This window comes from Qipengyuania vulgaris (assembly GCF_009827325.1).
Classification (GTDB): Bacteria; Pseudomonadota; Alphaproteobacteria; order Sphingomonadales; family Sphingomonadaceae; genus Qipengyuania; species Qipengyuania vulgaris.
In genome coordinates this window covers 54,640-72,237 of sequence record NZ_WTYC01000001.1, presented here as the reverse complement: position 1 = coordinate 72,237, position 17,598 = coordinate 54,640, and the positions used below count along the sequence as shown (strand labels likewise).

The window sequence follows — 17,598 nt, the reverse complement described above, 5'->3', positions numbered from 1 at the left end:
GGGTTGGTCATGGCAAGCAGATGTGGGGATCGGCGATATGCCATCAAGACAATGGTTATGTGTTTGGTAAGGAAATACCCTTATCGGCCAGACTAACGAACTGATTGCGCCTGAGTGCAAATGGATGAAAGTCCGGGGCTGGGAAACGGATGGCTGGATTTTTCTCGCGAGGGTCGAGAGCCGAGAAAGTCGACACCGACGCTTCAACTGTCGTGCCGATTTCCCATGATGATTTCGCGCGTCGCATCGAACTTCTGGACAGTTTCGAAAATTCGGGTTTGGGCTGGTTTTGGGCGACCGACGAGCACGGTAGAGTGATCTATCTGTCCGACAACGCCAAATCTCGGCTGGGGCTGAGCGATGCCAAGATCATCGGAGAACAACTGACCGAAGTTTTCCGTAGCGACGACGCTGACGACATGGACGGGGAAGGCGAGGGCGAACGCCCACTTGCATACTATCTCGGTGCGCGAAATTCGATCGTTAAACTTCCGGTCAAACTGGTCGCGAGCGAAATAGATACGATCCTGGAGATCGCTGGAAAGCCGCAGTTCGACGACCAGCACAAATTCTGCGGGTATCGCGGAAGTGCCAAAGACATCACAAACACTCGTGAAACGCAACGCGATGCAAAGCGCCTGGCTCAGTATGACGCACTCACGGGACTCGCCAATCGGCACCGAATGAACAAGCGGCTCGATACTGCCTTGAACCAGTATCGTAGGGACAAGCGAGCATGTGCTTTGATGATGCTTGATCTCGATCGTTTCAAGCAGGTCAACGATACTCTGGGTCATCCAGCCGGCGACGAATTGCTCAAGCAAGTTTCCGCGCGGCTTGGCCAGATATTCGGAACGCGGGGAGAAATTGGCCGCCTCGGTGGGGATGAATTTCTAGTCATGCTGCCCGACGTCGATGATCGGGGCGAACTCGGCGAACTAGGGGCGCGTGTTATCCAGATGCTTGCACAGCCTTATTCCATAAATGGGTTGCGCGCGATTATCGGAGTCTCTCTTGGGATTGCAATCGCCCCATATGACGGACTTAACGCAGAAGATCTGGTTAAGGCGGCCGACTTGGCGCTGTACGCCGCCAAAGGTGGGGGACGCGGACAATACCGGTTCTATTCGCGTGAATTGCAGGAGGGCGCGAAATTGCGCCGTCAACTCGAGGAAGACCTTCGCGACGCGCTCGTGAAGAAAGAGCTGACCATGCATTATCAGCCGATTGTAAGGGCCTCCGACTATAAGCTTTCAGGCTTCGAAGCGCTCATACGATGGGAACACCCAGAGCGAGGGTTCGTGTCTCCCGAGATCTTCATTTCGTGCGCTGAAGACATCGGAATGATCAACCAAATCGGCGAATGGGCCTTGTTCAAGGTATGCGAACAGGCTTCGGAATGGCCAGTAGAACTGCGCGTGGCCGTGAACGTTTCGCCGACCCAGTTCGCCGGAAGTGATTTCGTTCAGATGGTGCAAAGGGCTTTGCAGAAGTCGGGGCTGGCTCCGGAGAGACTCGAGCTGGAAATAACAGAGAGCGTGTTCGCTGCAGACGAGAATCTGACGAGAGAGATATTCCGCAACCTAAAGGAACTAGGCGTTCGTCTTGCACTCGACGATTTCGGGACGGGATACTCATCGCTTAGTTATCTGCGGAACGCACCGTTCGATAAGATCAAGATAGATCAAAGCTTCGTCCGTGGTTCGACCGATGCTGGAAACAACAATTCTGCCATTATCAGCGCAATTGTAGGTCTCGCTGACGCACTTGGGCTGGAGACGGTCGCAGAGGGAACGGAAACCAAGGACGAACTGGCGTTGGTCAAGAAGCGCGGCGCAAGCCACGTTCAAGGGTACATCTTTTCCAGACCGATTGCCCACGAAGAGGCTCTCGACCGGCTGTCAAAGGGCCAGCTGATTTATGAACCGCGCGGTCCGGAACGATATAGAGCAGATCGAAGATCGGTATTACGGAAGATCGGCCTCATCCACGATGATCATCGATATGCGGTGACGCTGCGGAATATCTCCAAGACGGGCGCCCGGATTGAAGGCCTTCTCAATGTACCGATCGGTACAGACGTAGTGCTTGATCTCGGCGACGGACAACTGGCCGTGGCGACGGTTCGGCGTTCGAAGAGGCACAGTCAGGGTGTTGAGTTTGAGACGCACCTGATCAGCGATGGGGCGGACGGTCTTTGTACCCGATACCGCGTGTCGCCGTACGAAATCGAAGCTGCAGGTCGACCTCTCGCATCGTTGCCGCGGGACGCATACGGCATGCTTCTGGACAGCTCCCCAAAGCGGGTATCCAGCTTGCCGCGCTTCACTGAGTTTGATTTCGAAGCCGCTTCAGCCAATGAGGCCTGACCAATCCAGGTGCTTGTGACGTTAGCTCGATGCTAACCATTTCTGGCTATTCCAGTTCAACCAAACACCGCTTCGACAAGGTTGAGAGCACATGGGTGCTATGCCCTTTACGGACTTCTTCAAGGGCCGCAAATCTGCTGATTTTGCAGATCAGACAGGTCAGGAGCATCAGCGCACGCTCGAATTTTCGGGGTCGGCTAAACTTGCAATAGTCGAACAATTGGAAAGTACGGGAGTAGCTTGCTTCTGGGCGACAGACGCTCGCGGGATTCTCAGTTATCTTAGTCCGGCTATCAGCGAAAAACTGGGCCGAAAGGCATTTGATTTGCCTTTGCAGCACTTGCTTCAGCCCGTTCCCGGGGATGGCGATGCGCGCTCACTCGGACTGAAACTCGGTACGCGGAAGAGCTTCGCAGGACTGACGGTTGAAACTCCAGACGAGGGTGTCGATCTCGTTCTCCGTCTTACCGGTAGGCCAATGTACGATGATGCGGGCGAGTTCGTTGGATTTCGGGGCACGGCGACGGACGTTACCGAAGATTTTCGTAGCGAAGAAGAAGCCAGCCGCCTCGCAAAATTCGATACGCTGACCGGGCTGGCAAATCGTCATAGGATGGAGCACCGGATTGATTCCACCCTCCAGACATTCCGCAGCGCCAAACGGGCCGCAGCGTTACTGATGCTGGATCTGGATCGCTTCAAGCAGGTGAACGACACGCTCGGCCATTCGGCTGGCGACAAGTTGCTGCAGCAGGTTGCCGAGCGTCTGAACACCGTCATCGCCGGACGAGGCGAGATTGGCCGGCTCGGCGGCGACGAGTTTCAGGTCCTTATTCCGGACATGGATGACCGCGGCGAACTAGGCGAAATCGCAAAGAAAATCATCCAGATGCTTTCGCAACCGTACTCGGTTGAAGAAGGGCGTTGCAGCATCGGATGTTCGGTCGGCGTGGCAGTCGCCCCTTACGATGGCGTCGAGCGCGATGAACTGGCACGCGCAGCAGATCTTGCTCTTTACGCGTCCAAAAATGGTGGGCGGGGTCAATTCAGATTTTATGCGGCAGATCTCGAACATGAAGCCAACCTGCGTAAGCGGATGGAAGACGACCTGGCCGAGGCAATCAAGGCTGGTAATTTCACGCTCGAATATCAGCCATGTGTTGAACTCGGTAGTAACAGGGTCGTCGCTCTCGAGGCTCAATATTGCTGGGAAGACGAGGACCGCGGTCGGGTATCCCAGGAGACCTTTATTCCAGTCGCGGAAGGCAGTCGGCTTATCATTCCGATCGGTGAGTGGGCATTGCGGAAAGCTTGTGAAGAGGCAGTGCAATGGCCCGAAGGACTTCGCCTCTCGCTGAATATTTCGCCGATACAGTTCGAGGCCAGCGGCTTCGTCGAAATGGTAGCAGGCGTGCTGGATCAAACCGGCCTGGATCCCGCGAGGCTGAATCTCGAACTTGATGAGTCTGTCTTGCTTGGTGATGCCAGCCAAATCGATGCTGCGCTCGGAACGTTGTTCAAACTGGGGGTTCGCCTGACGCTCGACCAGTTCGGCACCGGCCTGTCCTCGCTGAGCTATCTTCGCCGCGCGCCGTTCAACGCACTCAAGATCGGGGCCAATTTCTTCGAACCGGTAATGGGCAACGAACTGGGCGATATGGAGCTCGTCCGTGCAGTGGTCGCGCTGGCCGGCGCGATGGGTATGGAAACTGTAGCAACCGGCGTCCATGCGATGGACGTTATGGCCGAGCTCAAGAAGATCGGCGTGGGCCAGGTGCAGGGCTACGTCTTTTCCGAAGCTGTTAGCCAGCAAACCGTGCTGGAAGAAATCGCACAGGGCGAATGGACGCTCGTCCCGACGGATCAGGGAAACCAGCGAGCAAGTCGCCGCACTGTCTTCCGCAAGATAGGTTTGATCCACGAGGACCACTATTACGAAGTGACGCTACGCAACATGTCGCGATCAGGCGCGATGATCCAAGGCTTGGAAGACGTTCCGGTCGGAACTCAGTTCGTTCTCGATTTCGGACAAGGTCAACTCGCCGTTTGTACGGTGCGCCGTTCTATGGATGACACGCAAGGGGTCGAGTTCGAGCAGGAATTGGTCGACGACGGTGCAGGTGGACTTTGCACGAGGAGCCGCGTCAGCCCGTATGCGCTGGCAGCCGCCGGTGCGCCGCTCACCGCATTGCCGCCTGGTAAATACAGCCAGGCGCCCGAGGCTTCGCCGGGAAGTTTCGCCCAGTTCAAGCTGTCGGCCAACGCGCCGAAACAGGGCGGCGGTCCGCAAGAAGGCTGACACGCGCGAATCCGGCTGACAGGGCGGCGCAGCGGCGCTAATGGGGCGGCGCAATGACTGACCTTTCCAAGATCCGCAATTTTTCCATCATCGCCCATATCGACCATGGCAAGTCTACCTTGGCGGATCGGTTGATCCAGGTCTGCGGGGGGCTGACTGATCGCGAGATGTCCGAGCAAGTCCTTGATAACATGGACATTGAGAAGGAGCGCGGCATCACCATCAAGGCGCAGACCGTGCGCCTGAACTATACCGCGAAGGATGGCGAGACCTATGAGCTGAACCTCATGGACACGCCCGGCCATGTGGACTTCGCCTACGAGGTCTCCCGCTCGCTCGCCGCCTGCGAAGGCGCGCTGCTGGTCGTGGACGCGGCGCAGGGGGTCGAGGCGCAGACGCTCGCCAATGTCTACCAGTCGATCGAGCACGACCACGAGATCGTCCCCGTCATCAACAAGATCGACCTGCCCGCCGCGGAACCGGAAAAGGTCAAGGCCGAGATCGAGGACATCATCGGCCTCGACGCGTCGGACGCCGTCCTCACCTCCGCCAAATCGGGCATCGGCATCGAAGATACGCTGGAGGCGCTGGTCAAGCGCATCCCGCCCCCCACGGGCGACCGTGACGCCCCGCTCAAGGCCATGCTGGTCGACTCATGGTACGACCCCTATCTCGGCGTGGTCATCCTCGTGCGCGTGATGGACGGGGTGATCAAGAAGGGCCTCAACGTCCGCTTCATGCAGGGCGGCACGCAGCATTTGATCGACCGCGTGGGCTGCTTCACCCCCAAGCGCACCGACCTGCCCGAACTGGGCCCGGGCGAGATCGGCTTCATCACCGCGCAGATCAAGGAAGTCGAACAGGCCAAGGTCGGCGACACCATCACCACGGTGAAGGGCGGGGCGGACAAGGCGCTGCCCGGCTACAAGGAAGTGCAGCCGGTGGTCTTCTGCGGCCTCTTCCCGGTCGACGCGGCGGATTTCGAGAAGCTGCGCGAGAGCATTGGCAAGCTGCGGCTCAACGATGCCAGCTTCAGCTTCGAGACCGAAAGCAGCGCGGCACTGGGCTTCGGCTTCCGCGCCGGCTTCCTCGGCCTGCTGCATCTGGAGATCATCCAGGAACGCCTGACGCGCGAATACGATCTGGACCTGATCACCACCGCGCCATCGGTGGTCTACCGGATCCAGCTCAACAAGTCGCGGACCGACCCGGCTCAGGAAATCATGCTGCACAACCCGGCCGATTATCCCGATCCCAGCCGGATCGAACAGATCGAGGAACCGTGGATCAAGGCAGTGATCTACACGCCCGACGAATATCTCGGCTCCATCCTCAAGCTGTGCCAGGATCGGCGCGGCGTGCAGGTGGACCTGACCTATGTCGGCGGCCGCGCACAGGTGACCTACGAATTGCCGCTCAACGAAGTGGTGTTCGATTTCTACGACCGCCTGAAATCGATCAGCCGCGGCTATGCCAGCTTCGACTATGAACAGATCGGCCTGCGCGAAGGCGACCTCGTGAAGATGAGCATCCTCGTGAACAACGAACCGGTCGATGCGCTGTCGATGATCGTCCACCGCGACGTGGCGGAACAGCGCGGCCGCGGCATGTGCGAACGGCTGAAAGAACTGATCCCCCGCCATCTGTTCAAGGTGCCCATTCAGGCCGCGATCGGCGGCAAGGTGATCGCCCGCGAAACCATCGCCGCCATGCGCAAGGACGTGACCGCCAAATGTTACGGCGGCGACATCAGCCGCAAGAAAAAGCTGCTGGAAAAGCAGAAGAAGGGCAAGGCCCGGATGCGCGAATATGGTAACGTGTCCATCCCGCAGGAAGCCTTCATCGCCGCGCTGCGTATGGGCGAGGAATAATCCTCCGCCCGCGCGGCCCGAAATCCAGCCGGTTCAATGCTGGCCAACCAGAAACGACATGACCGAATATGCCTTCATTCAAGCAACCTACCTTCGAAGAACGCCAGGCACTTGCCGAAAAGGCCCGTGAAAAGGCGCTGAAGAAACTCGCCAACAAGCCCAAGATGGACGAAGCGACCATCGCCAAGCGCAAGGCCGCGCAGGAAGCCCGCGAAGCCGCCGCGAAGGAAAAGAGCGCCGCCAAGCGCGAAGCCATCGCGCAGGCCAAGGCCGAGAAGGCTGCCGCCGCCGAAGCCGCCGCAGCAGCCGCAGCCGTGCCCGAACCGACCGAGGAAGAACTGAAAGCCGCGCGCGATGCGAAATATGCTGCGCGCAAGAAGCGCAAGAAGAAGGGCTGAGGGAGGCTGACACTCTGCGCATGATGGATTTCAGCAGCTGGCAAGGCATATTGACCACGCTGATCGGGCTCACGCTCATCACCGTGATCGGTGTCGGCATCCGGCTGGTGATCATGATGCGCGTGCAGGAAAAGCGCCAGCGCGCCAACCGCCAGATCAACGAACGCGTCAAGACGCTGATGGCCGCCTACAAGACGCTGGGCGGATCCTTCACCGGCGATCTCTCGGTCGATCCCACCCATGTCCGCGACCTGCGCCGCCGTGCGGCAGAGGCTGCGCGCGAAGGCGGCGATGCTGGCGATGATGCTGCGGACGCAGATGTTCCGCTGGACTTGTCGGCAGAGGCGCTGGGCGGCTCGGACCGCGCCCGCCGCATCCGCGATGCGGTGGAAAGCGCGCTGTCGGATATCCTGCTGCTGGGGACGGAAGAACAGGTTCGGCTGGCGGGGGAGGCGATTGCCGAACTCGTCGCGGGGCGCCGCGTGCACACCCACGCGCTGGTCGTGTCCCTGCGCGACTTCATCCGCGCCTCGCTCGATCTCGCCCCTATTCCGGCCTCCATCGCCGACAACCTGCCCGCCCAGGGCCCCACGCGACCGTCAGGTGGCGGAGGCGGCTCGGGCCGGGGCAGGGACGGACAGGGCGGAGGCCGCGGCCAGGGCGGCGGCGGAGCCGGTGGCGGCGGTATGGGCGGAGGAATGATGGTCGGCGGCGGACTGGCCGCTGGTGCGGGGCGTGATGGGGATTAGTTTCGTTCTTGCCAATAATCATGAAACTCGCAAAACGGATCAATGGCTAAATGCGACAGAGTTGGGCCGGACATTGCAATCGATTTGCGTCGGTAGCTGGGTTGTAGAATGACCTTTGGCGTTTTCATGCACAAGGATGGGTCGATTTACGACGACATCCCCGAGGTGCATTACCAGTTTCCGAAAAGCTATTTCAGCCGAGCGCAGCAAATGGTCGGCGACTGGATTGTCTATCGCGAGCCGGTCAAAATTCCGAACTCGAAAGGCTTCTTCGCGGTGGCGAAGGTCGAGGAGATCAGACCTGACCCGACGGAGCCTGACCGCTATCGGGCGATCATCGAGAAAGGTAGCTATCTGCCCTTCGAGCCGACTGTACCCCATATCGTGAATGGCGAGCAGGTTGAGCGCGGTGTTCTCAATGACGAAGGCAAAGTATCTGGTCGCGCCCAAGCCGCAGTCCGCCCGCTTTCGCACTCCGACTTTGCACGGATTATTTCGCTCGGCCTGCCGGATGAGGACTTTTTGCCGCGCAGCGATGACGAAGTGGTCGACGATAACCGTGTTCGCGAACATCAAACACCGTTCGAAATCGAGCGGCCCATTGTCCAGTCACTCGTCTCCAAGCCATTTCGTGATCGTGCGTTTCGCCGCGCCGTGATGCACGCCTATGATGGCCGCTGTGGGGTGACAGGTTGGAAGCTGGTCAATGGTGGCGGCCGGTTGGAAGCGCAGGCCGCACATATCCGTCCGGTCGAGCATGGCGGCCCTGACAGCGTGCGCAACGGCCTCGCGCTCTCGGGTACAGCGCATTGGATGTTCGACCGAGGTCTAATCGGCTTCAGGGATGACCTCGAAATCATCGTGCATCGCAAGGTCAATGACCGAGAAGGTGTCGAGGCCATCATCAATCCGACAGGGAAGCTGAAGGCGCCGGAAGTCGAATCTTATCGCCCGCATCCCAAGTTCTTGTCTTGGCACCGCGAGTTTCACGGCTTCGACGCGTAGCGCCAGCGCTGTCTGGTAAAGTCATTCCAAGGTTCGAGTTTTTTGTTGGCCCCTGCGGGCGCGAGCCATCTGGCTCGCTTGCTTCCTCGCATAAGCTCGGGCGGCCGGTCGGCCTTGCGGTCCGCTGATCGCGGACCGGACCAGCGCACACCCCGCAAGTTGCGTCACTGGTTCCTCACCCCCGCCCCGGATTGGCCCGCCAGTGGTCTTCATCCTCGTTCCACTCTTCCAGCTCGTCCTCGACCTCGATCAGGTCTTCCAGCTCGCCCATCGCTTTCCAGTCCTTCCCATGGCGGAGCTGGAGGAAGGACGCATCCTCATTATGCTCGGGCGAGCCGTCAGCCTCGGCGCGCTTGCGCTGCGCGATCTCGGCGAGCTGGGTCTGCATGGCCTCGATCTCGTCCAGGCTCATGTCCACCGGATCGAAATGTTCGACGATCGCGGCGTTCATGTCGTCCTTCTCGGCGCGGGTGAGGGCGGGGGTGGTGAATGAAGCCGGGTGGTTTGTTTGTGAGTCGAAGTAACTCGCGGAGAGGCGTTTGCCGCGTTCGTCGCGGGCGTTCATCCTCAGGCAGAACATCAGCAGCCGGTCGTTGCGGATGCGGCGGAAGCCCTTCAGCTTGCCGCCGATGAAGACGGGGCTGAGCTGGCCCTCGATCGCGCGTTCGAAGGCGATGTCCTTGAGCCGCTGCACGCCGAGATCCAGCGCGGCCTCCCACGCGCGGCGGAAGCTCTCGGAGCCCGGGCGGCGGCGCAGGTAATAGGCGCCCTCGGGGCTCATGTTCACATAACGCGCGGCGCGGGTGACGCAGCCCGTATCGGCGAGCGCACCGATGAAGGCGCGCTGGCGGGCGGGCGTCCACCCGTCGTGCCGGTATTTGACGGGGACGGTGTCGAACGGCGGGAGGTCCTCTGCGGCGACGGGGGTGCGAGTTTCGGCGGGGTCCTTGCGGCGGGTCATGCGGGCGCTCCTGTAGGAAAAGGCCGGGAAATGGGCGGGGCGACAGCGCGTAGGAAAGCGGAATAGGATCGCGGCGAGGCGCTTCCGACATGATACGGGACGGCGACAGGGTTACCGGTTAATTACTATTGCGAGGCATTATCATTGACTCGATGAGGTGTGGGACCTAGCCGACTTGCAAATGATTCGCAGGAAGGAAATCATGAGGACCACCTATCTCATCGGCGCGGCGACGCTCGCCATGCTCAACGCCCCCCTCGCAGCGCAGGACGCCGAGACCGCCGACGCACCTGAAACGCAGGAAGAACAGGCCGCCGCCGCGCAGGCCATCGACGACGGGACGATCATCGTCACCGGGCGCGCGCAGAAGCTCTACCGCGCGGATGCGATTTCGGTGGGCAAGCTCGACACGCCGCCGCTGGAATCGAGCCTGGTGGTCACCACGATCACCGAACAGCTGATCGAGGACCAGGGCGCCCGCGATGCGCAGGATCTCTACCGCAATATCTCCGGCGTGAGCTTCTTCAGCTATGCCGGCGTCACCGCGCGCGGGTTCCGGCAGGAAGAGAACTTCTACGACGGACTGCGCGGCGATCCCTATGCCGGGTTCTCCGTCCCGCAGCTGTTCAACGTGCAGCAGGTGGAATTCCTCAAGGGGCCGAGCGGGATGCTCTACGGCCCCGGCGCGCCCGGCGGCTTGTTCAACTATGTGACCAAGAAGCCCGACGTCGACGAGTTTTCGGGCGAGGTGAAGGCGATCGCCGGGACCGAGGATCGCTTTGGCGGCTCGGCCGAGGTCAACGCGCCGCTGGGCAACGGCTTCGGCGTGCGCGGCGGCATCTTCTACGAGGATCGCGGCACGTTCCGCTTCAATTCCGCCTCGCGCACGCTGATCGCCGACACCGGCCTTGCCATGGATTCCGGCCCGGTGCGCGTGGATATCCAGGCCACGCGTTACGACCAGGAACTCGACGCCAACCGCCTGCGCGGTGTGCCGGTCGACGATGACGGCAACTTCATCGCCTCGCGCCGCTGGAACCACAACGAGCCGGGCGACTTCCTCAACCTCAAGTCCGACGTGCTGCAGATGCGCCTCGAAGCGGAGCCTCTCGACGGGATCACGATCGATGCCACCGCGCGCTATAACGATGCGCAGGAGGTGCAGAACTACCACGAGCCGCGCGGCCTGTTCGATTCCGACGGTGACGGCACGATCGACGCATCGATCCGCGAGTTCCGCGACCAGTTGCGGACGCAGGAAACCTGGTCGTTCGGCGGCAACCTCGTCTGGGCGAGCGATATTTCCGACACCATCAGCAACCGCCTGCTGGTCGGCGCAGACCACTTTACCGGCGACAGCTTCTTTCAGGGCCGTTCGCTGCGGGGAGGCGAGGTGCCTACACCCGGCCTGCCCAATCCGCTCAGCCTGATCGACCCGCAATATGGCCTTTCGGACCCGTCAACTTACGACCAGATTCCGTTCAACGTCACGCTGACGGAAAGCGAACGGACCGGCTTCTACCTGCTCGACGAAGTCACGATTGGCAGGCTGATCCTGATCGGCGGCATCCGGCGCGACAATTTCTATGACAATTCCAACGGCACGGTCTTCGAGGATAGCGAGACGACTTACCGCGGCGGGCTGGTCTATCGCCTGACGGACGAGATTTCCGCTTTCGGGCAATATGCCACCAGCTTCGAACCGCAGAGCGCCGGTTCGCAGAACCCGTTGGCCGGCGGACCCTTTGCGCCCACTTCCGGCGATATCTATGAAGGCGGGATCAAGACGGCCTTGTTCGGGGGACAAATCCAGTCGTCGCTTTCCGCGTACCGGATCACCCGGGCGAATATCCTCCAGGCCGACCCGCGCGGCGATGTGGGTGATGACGGAGTAGACGACCTGGTTTCCATCGGCGAAATTACCAGCAAGGGTATCGAACTGGATGTTGCCGCCGACATCACGCCCGACTGGGTTGTCACAGCAGCCTACGGGTATAACGATACACGGATCACCGAGGACAATTCAGGAGGCGGGTTTTCGAACGCGGTGGGTGACCGTTTCGCCAATGCGCCCGAGCACCAACTCGGCTTCTGGACCCGCTACCAGTTCCCCGACATCGGGCTGGCAGCGGCGTTGGGCGGCGATTACGTTTCCGAGCGCGTGAGCATCAGCGGTCAGCCGGTCAATCCCTACATGGTGTTCGACGCTTCGCTGATCTATGAAACCGGGCCGTTCCGCGCGCTGGTGCGCGTCGATAATCTCTTCGACAAGACCTATGCGGCATCCGGCTTCATCGACCGGACCGGGCACTTCCCAGGCGCGCCGCGTTCGGCATTCCTCGAAGTGGGCTACAAGTTCTGATGGACATGGCGCGGGGCATCGACAGCGGAGTACCGGTCCGCGCGAAACCCGCGCCGAAATCCGCGCGCACCTGGTGGAAGGTGCACCAGTGGGTGGGCCTAAAGATCAGCCTGTTCATGACCTTCATCCTGTTCACCGGGACGCTGGCCGTGATGAGCGCGGAAATCGACTGGCTACTGCAGCCGAGCCTGCGCGTCGCACCATCGAGCGTCGAGGGGCCTGTCGCCTGGGCCGAGATCGCGGAGAATGCGATGGAATACCCGGGGGTGGCGAAAGCGACCGCCATCGACGCGCCGACGGCATCCGCATTCGCCGCCAAGGTGACGGTGGAGAATGAGGCTGGAGACCTGTTCTTCCTCCATGCGCATCCCAGCACCGGCGAAATTCGCGGCACCGGGCCGTGGGTGGGAGCACAGCGCGTATTGCGCAACATGCACCGGCACCTGAACCTGCCGGTCTGGATCGGTGTGCCGATCGTCTCTTCGCTCGCCTTCCTCTTGCTGGTGACGCTCGTCACATCCTTTGTCGTCTACAAGAAGTGGTGGAGGGGTTTTGCCAAGCCACTGCGAAAACGGGATGCGCGCACGTGGTGGGGCGACTTCCACCGCCTTGCAGGCGTCTGGTCGCTGTGGTTCGTGGCGCTTATCGCAATCACCAGCGTCTGGTATTTCGTGGAGAGCCTGGGGGGCAATGCCCCGCCACAACCACGCGTCGAGCAAGAGACACTGGCTGGGGAAGGCGGCCCGCCCGCCGACCTTTCGGCGGCCTTCGATGCTGCACTCCGGACCAACCCCGATCTCCGCGTAGAGCGCGCGATGCTGCCTGGGGAAGACAATCCGCTTCTCCAGATACACGGGGATTACGAAGCGGTGCTGGTCCGCCCAAGGTCGAACGCCGTCTGGGTGGACGCAAGAACTTCGGAGGTGTTGCTGACAACCGACGGGCGCGATCTGGGCCTGCACCAACGCATTGGTGAAATGGCCGATCCGCTGCATTTCGGCTTCTTCGGCGGATACTGGACAAAGATCCCGTGGTTCCTGTTCGGTCTTGCCATGACCGGCCTGTCTCTTTCCGGCGCCGCGATCTATTCCTTACGCATTGCGCGTGAGCGCGGCGACCGGGTGAAAATTGGCCGAAGCTTCACGGGCATGTGGCAGGGGATGGGCCATTTGCGCTGGCTCTCGGCCGCCCTGATCGCGACGGCATTCGTATTTGTGAGCTTCCTGATCCTCGGCATTCCGTGATCCAAGCCGGAGCCAGCAGGGGGGCACCTTCGCGTCGACTGTCGAAGTGCACCTGCGTCAGCGCACTACACCATGCGCCCAGATCGCATCGACGATAACGGTTGTGATTATGCGACGTTCTGCCGGGGTATGGGAGCGGCAGGTGGGTCGTCAGCGCGGCGCTGGGGATGGGCGGCGATTTCAAGATCGTCGGAGTGGTATTGGCGGTCACGACCCAGCCGCTTGGCCTCGTAGAGCGCGTCGTCCGCCTGCTTGTAGAGGGTGCGCCAGGCACGGTCATCCTCCAGCGTGCCTTCCGCGACGCCGATGCTGACCGTCACCTGCCCGCCGTGCGGCATGGCGGTATTGCGGATTTCGGAGAGCAGTTGCGCTGCCTTGTCTGCGGGAAGCGCTTCTGGCGTGCCGAGCAGAGCGAATTCCTCGCCGCCAAGCCGGGCGGAACTGACATTGTTGCCAGCGTGAACATCGATGATCCGCGCCACTTCCTGCAGAACGCTGTCCCCGACGTCGTGGCCGTGACTGTCGTTGACTGCCTTGAAGCGGTCGATATCGATCAGCAGCAGGCGCGACTTGCCGCCATCGCTTCCGAGTGCCTCTGCAAAGTCGAGCAGGGCACGGCGATTGAGCAATCCTGTAAGAGGATCGGTCAGCGCAAGCGTCTGGCTCTTGCGTTTGAGCAGCAGCAATTCGACCACATGCTGGTGATGGACGTTGATCATCCGCCACTGGAATATGCCCGCCAGCGTGAGGCTGACCGCGGCCGCCATGTCCAGCGTGGAGCCGGTGAAAAACAGCAGGGCGGCAATCGGGACGATGTCGATCAGCAGATGCATTGCCGCTGCTGCGCGAATGCTGGCGACGCAATAGGCCGTGGCGAGCGCACCCATGACGAGGATGACGGGGAAATGCAGCCGTTCCGTACCCTCGGCCCCCAGCCAGCTTGAAATGGCCCAGGTGGTGGAAATCAGGGCGCCGATCAGCGATGAAATCGAACTCTGGACGATAAACCGTTCGGCGCGCCACGGCTTGGTTTCGAACTGGTTGTCCTTGCGCAGGCTGAATATCCCGGAAAGACAATAGAGCGCCATTGCGGCGGGCAGGGCCCAGCGCACGAACCAGCCCGCGCTTTCCGGTGTCACCAGGACTGCCACGGGCGTGGTCATGAGCAGCGCGACGAACAGCCAGCGCGCCTGCTTCTGGACCTGCGAAGCGGCCGCGACCATGTAATCCACGCGCACATCATGCGCCAGATCAGGTATCGCGATGTCGCGCAGGAAGTCGCTGACCTTGGTCATGAGATTTTCACTAGCCCCCCAACGCCTAAATAACGCTTAAACTGCATCTATTCAGGCAATTCCCCCAAGTCTTCTAAGCATGGAACCGACCATTGTCGATACGGCCAGCTCATGACTTCAACCGATACGGACTATATTTCGATGGGTGGAATTGTGGCGAGGAGTTTTTGCGGGCCCTCGGTGAGTCAACCTACCTGCGACACGAGGATCGGTCGGCAGGGCACGTCCGGAATTCGGAATAATACAGCAAACGGTCGGTCACTGAATGTAGGAAGCCAGGCGGTACTACCCGAATTGGGTCCGCTCGTATTCCAGAACGGCATCGAGGCCCTGTTCGGCATGAAGCTTCAGTTTTTCGAGAACGAGGTCGCAGCCCGCTGCCATCATGCCGACGTGCTGGGCATATTCGTCTTGCGGCATGGGCTCATCGAATTGCGCTTCCACGAGGAGCGTGACGAGGCATTTCCCCTTACCTCGGTCCTCGATTGTGTAACGCTCTGCCGACCATTGCAAACGCCCCTGCTGCGGGCGGGGATCGCAGCGGTAGCCATAGCTCGACGGAGCGGTGGCGTCGGTCACCGAGAGCACGAACTCGGCATCCGGCATCTGCTTCATGATCAGGATGAAGGTATCGGGCGCGCCTTCGCCTCGCTCCACACTATGGCCCATCTGGCGCTTGGCATTGCGCGGATCGGCGAAGTCGACGAGGGCGTATATCTCGCTGGCGGGCGCTTCGATCTCCGTCTCGAAATCGAATGTCACCGGCCCCTCGGGCGCCATCTTCGGTTTGAACCAATCAAACATTACGCCGACTCCGCTGGCCTCTAATCAGAGGCTTCTGCGCGGAGCCGGGTAAAGCAATGGTTACGGCCTCGTCTGGCCTTCGCCGTGGACGAGATATTTGAAGCTGCAGAGCTGCTCCAGCCCGACCGGGCCGCGGGCGTGCATCTTGCCGGTGGCGATGCCGATCTCGGCGCCCATGCCGAACTCACCGCCATCGGCGAACTGCGTGCTGGCATTGCGCATGACGATCGCGCTGTCGATGGTGGTCATGAAACGGCGGGCCGCCTCGTCGTCTTCGGTCATGATCGCGTCGGTGTGGTGGGAAGAGTGGGTGTCGACCCAGTCGATCGCTTCGTCGAGTCCGCTGACCACCTTCACCGATGCGATGGGATCGAGATATTCGGTGTCCCAGTCGGCTTCGGTCGCGGGTGTGATGCTGGAATCGATCGCCACCGCTTCCTCGTCGCCGCGCAATTCGCAGTCGCCGTCCATGATCTTCGTGAGGCGCGGGATGAAGTCCTTCGCAACCGAGCGGTCGACCACGATGCTCTCCGTGGCCCCGCACACGCCGGTACGGCGCAGCTTGGCATTGCGGATGACTTCGGCTGCCTTGTCCAGATCGGCCGCTTCGTGGACGTAGCTGTGACAGTTGCCGTCGAGGTGGAGGAGGGTGGGCACGCTCGCCTGGTCGCGCACCAGTTCGACCAGGCCCCGGCCACCGCGCGGGATGACGAGGTCGACGAATTCATCCGCCTTGAGCAGCGCGGCAACGGCGGCGCGGTCGGTCGTGCCGACGGTCTGGACGGCATCTTCGGGCAGGCCTGCGGCCTTTAGACCCTTGCGCATGCATTCGACGATCACGCGGGTAGAGTGGCGGCTTTCGCTGCCCCCGCGAAGGATCACGGCGTTACCGCTCTTGAGGCACAGCGCGCTGGCATCGGCGCCGACGTTGGGGCGGCTTTCGTAGATCATGCCGATCACACCGATGGGTACGGCGACTCGCTGGATCGACAGGCCATTCGGGCGTTCGAAGGTCGCCAGTTCGCGGCCTACCGGATCGGGCAGTTCGGCGATCTCTTCCAGAGCCGAAGCCATGCCTTCGATGCGGTCTTCGGTCAGTTTGAGACGGTCGATGAAACTGTCGGGCTTCTTGCCCTCGACGCTCTTCACGTCCTCGGCATTTGCTTCCAGCAGCTCGGGTGTCGCCGCGCGCAGGGCCTTGGCCGCTTCGCGCAGGGCAGTATTCTTGGCCTCGCTGCTGGCGGAGAGCAGGCCGCGGGCCGCCTTGCGGGCGTTCTGGCCGAGGGTAGTGATGTGGATCTGCGGGTCTAGGGTCTGGTCGTTCATGGGTTCTCTCTTCGTCTTGTGGGGGGCTGGAGGCGCTTGATGGTCAGCGCAGCTCGACTGCCCGGTCGTAGGCTGCCTGCAGTGTAGCATGCAGGCGGTCGGATAGGCCATTGTCGCCATTAAGTGCATTCAGGCCCGCGGCGGTGGTACCACCCTTGCTGGTCACCGAATTGCGGAGGTCCTCTAGGCTTGCTGCGCCGGGCTCACTGGCCATGGCGATCGCACCTCCGATGGTGCCGAGCACCATGTCGCGGGCATCATCCTCGCTGAACCCCTGGGCCATCGCAGCTTCCGCATAGGCCCGGGCGATCTCGAAAACATACCCGGGACCAGAACCTGCGACGGCGGTCACGCGGTCGAGCTTCTCTTCGCTGTCGACAGCGATGGTGGTTCCCGCCCGGCTCATGAAGGCTTCGGCGTGCTTCATGTGATCGTCTGTCGCATGGGGGCCGGGGCAGAGACCGCTCACTCCGCGGCCGATGGCCGCCGGAAGATTGGGCATCGTGCGTACCACGGGGGCATCGCCCATGAGTTTCGAGAGGCGAGGGGCGGAATATCCCGCGGCAATCGAAAGGACATATCCGCCTTTCGCCAGGTTCTCCGCATAATCGGGCAGCACCTCGTCGATCAACTGCGGCTTGACGGCAGCGATAATGCAGTCGAAACTTTCCGACGCGATCTCGCCACGGTCGCGGACCAGCTTCACGCTGTCCGGCAGATCAGTAGCCATGGGGTCGACGACGGTGATCGATTCATCCCCGTTCACCCATTGCGAAAGTAAAGCGGAGCCCATTTTTCCGCAGCCGACAATAAGAATAGAGTTTACGATTTTAGAATTCCGTTTCCGCGCTCCGGGCGCTTTGTGTAATTCTTGTTTTAGTTCCAATTTAAAACTATCGGGTGTGTAAGTCTTGA

Annotated in this window: 13 protein-coding genes; 8 read left to right on the top strand and 5 right to left on the bottom strand. The window is 61.1% G+C overall.

Annotated features, from left to right (window positions below; genetic code table 11):
• Positions 1-149: 149 nt before the first annotated feature.
• From GRI69_RS00340 to GRI69_RS00315, 6 genes are all read left to right on the top strand, one after another.
• Complete coding sequence (locus GRI69_RS00340) at positions 150-2,369, top strand: EAL domain-containing protein (protein ID WP_202391769.1); 2,220 nt, start codon at positions 150-152, stop codon at positions 2,367-2,369.
• Positions 2,370-2,460: 91 nt separating this feature from the next.
• Positions 2,461-4,668 carry a putative bifunctional diguanylate cyclase/phosphodiesterase gene (locus tag GRI69_RS00335; protein ID WP_160726351.1) on the top strand — a complete coding sequence of 736 codons (2,208 nt, stop codon included), beginning with the start codon at positions 2,461-2,463 and terminating at the stop codon, positions 4,666-4,668.
• A gap of 53 nt (positions 4,669-4,721) precedes the next feature.
• Positions 4,722-6,539: a translation elongation factor 4 gene (gene lepA, locus GRI69_RS00330; protein WP_160726350.1), complete on the top strand. Its 1,818-nt coding sequence runs from the start codon at positions 4,722-4,724 to the stop codon at positions 6,537-6,539.
• 68 nt (positions 6,540-6,607) lie between these two features.
• The gene (locus GRI69_RS00325; protein WP_160726349.1) at positions 6,608-6,937 is read left to right on the top strand and encodes a DUF6481 family protein; all 330 of its coding nucleotides are present in this window, start codon (positions 6,608-6,610) and stop codon (positions 6,935-6,937) included.
• 20 nt (positions 6,938-6,957) lie between these two features.
• Positions 6,958-7,686: a hypothetical protein gene (locus tag GRI69_RS00320; RefSeq protein WP_160726348.1), complete on the top strand. Its 729-nt coding sequence runs from the start codon at positions 6,958-6,960 to the stop codon at positions 7,684-7,686.
• A 108-nt stretch (positions 7,687-7,794) separates the two neighbouring features.
• Positions 7,795-8,691: an HNH endonuclease gene (locus tag GRI69_RS00315; protein WP_160726347.1), complete on the top strand. Its 897-nt coding sequence runs from the start codon at positions 7,795-7,797 to the stop codon at positions 8,689-8,691.
• A 175-nt stretch (positions 8,692-8,866) separates the two neighbouring features.
• Here GRI69_RS00315 and GRI69_RS00310 read toward each other — a convergent pair whose 3' ends face one another.
• Positions 8,867-9,652 carry a death domain-containing protein gene (locus GRI69_RS00310; protein WP_160726346.1) on the bottom strand — a complete coding sequence of 262 codons (786 nt, stop codon included), beginning with the start codon at positions 9,650-9,652 and terminating at the stop codon, positions 8,867-8,869.
• A gap of 202 nt (positions 9,653-9,854) precedes the next feature.
• On the opposite strand from GRI69_RS00310, the gene GRI69_RS00305 reads away from it, so the two are divergent.
• Positions 9,855-12,014, top strand: a complete 2,160-nt coding sequence (locus tag GRI69_RS00305) for a TonB-dependent siderophore receptor (RefSeq protein ID WP_160726345.1) — start codon at positions 9,855-9,857, stop codon at positions 12,012-12,014.
• A gap of 5 nt (positions 12,015-12,019) precedes the next feature.
• Positions 12,020-13,258: a PepSY-associated TM helix domain-containing protein gene (locus GRI69_RS00300; protein ID WP_202391768.1), complete on the top strand. Its 1,239-nt coding sequence runs from the start codon at positions 12,020-12,022 to the stop codon at positions 13,256-13,258.
• Positions 13,259-13,365: 107 nt separating this feature from the next.
• On the opposite strand, the gene GRI69_RS00295 is transcribed toward GRI69_RS00300, so the two are convergent.
• The 4 genes from GRI69_RS00295 to GRI69_RS00280 all read right to left on the bottom strand — a co-directional run bounded on the left by GRI69_RS00295 (position 13,366) and on the right by GRI69_RS00280 (position 17,569).
• A complete protein-coding gene (locus GRI69_RS00295) occupies positions 13,366-14,553 on the bottom strand; it encodes a GGDEF domain-containing protein (RefSeq protein WP_160726343.1) in 1,188 nt (395 codons plus the stop codon).
• A 285-nt stretch (positions 14,554-14,838) separates the two neighbouring features.
• Complete coding sequence (locus GRI69_RS00290) at positions 14,839-15,357, bottom strand: SRPBCC family protein (protein WP_160726342.1); 519 nt, start codon at positions 15,355-15,357, stop codon at positions 14,839-14,841.
• A 60-nt stretch (positions 15,358-15,417) separates the two neighbouring features.
• The gene (locus tag GRI69_RS00285; protein ID WP_160726341.1) at positions 15,418-16,683 is read right to left on the bottom strand and encodes a glutamate-5-semialdehyde dehydrogenase; all 1,266 of its coding nucleotides are present in this window, start codon (positions 16,681-16,683) and stop codon (positions 15,418-15,420) included.
• A 43-nt stretch (positions 16,684-16,726) separates the two neighbouring features.
• Positions 16,727-17,569: a pyrroline-5-carboxylate reductase family protein gene (locus GRI69_RS00280; protein ID WP_272916451.1), complete on the bottom strand. Its 843-nt coding sequence runs from the start codon at positions 17,567-17,569 to the stop codon at positions 16,727-16,729.
• Positions 17,570-17,598 lie beyond the last annotated feature (29 nt).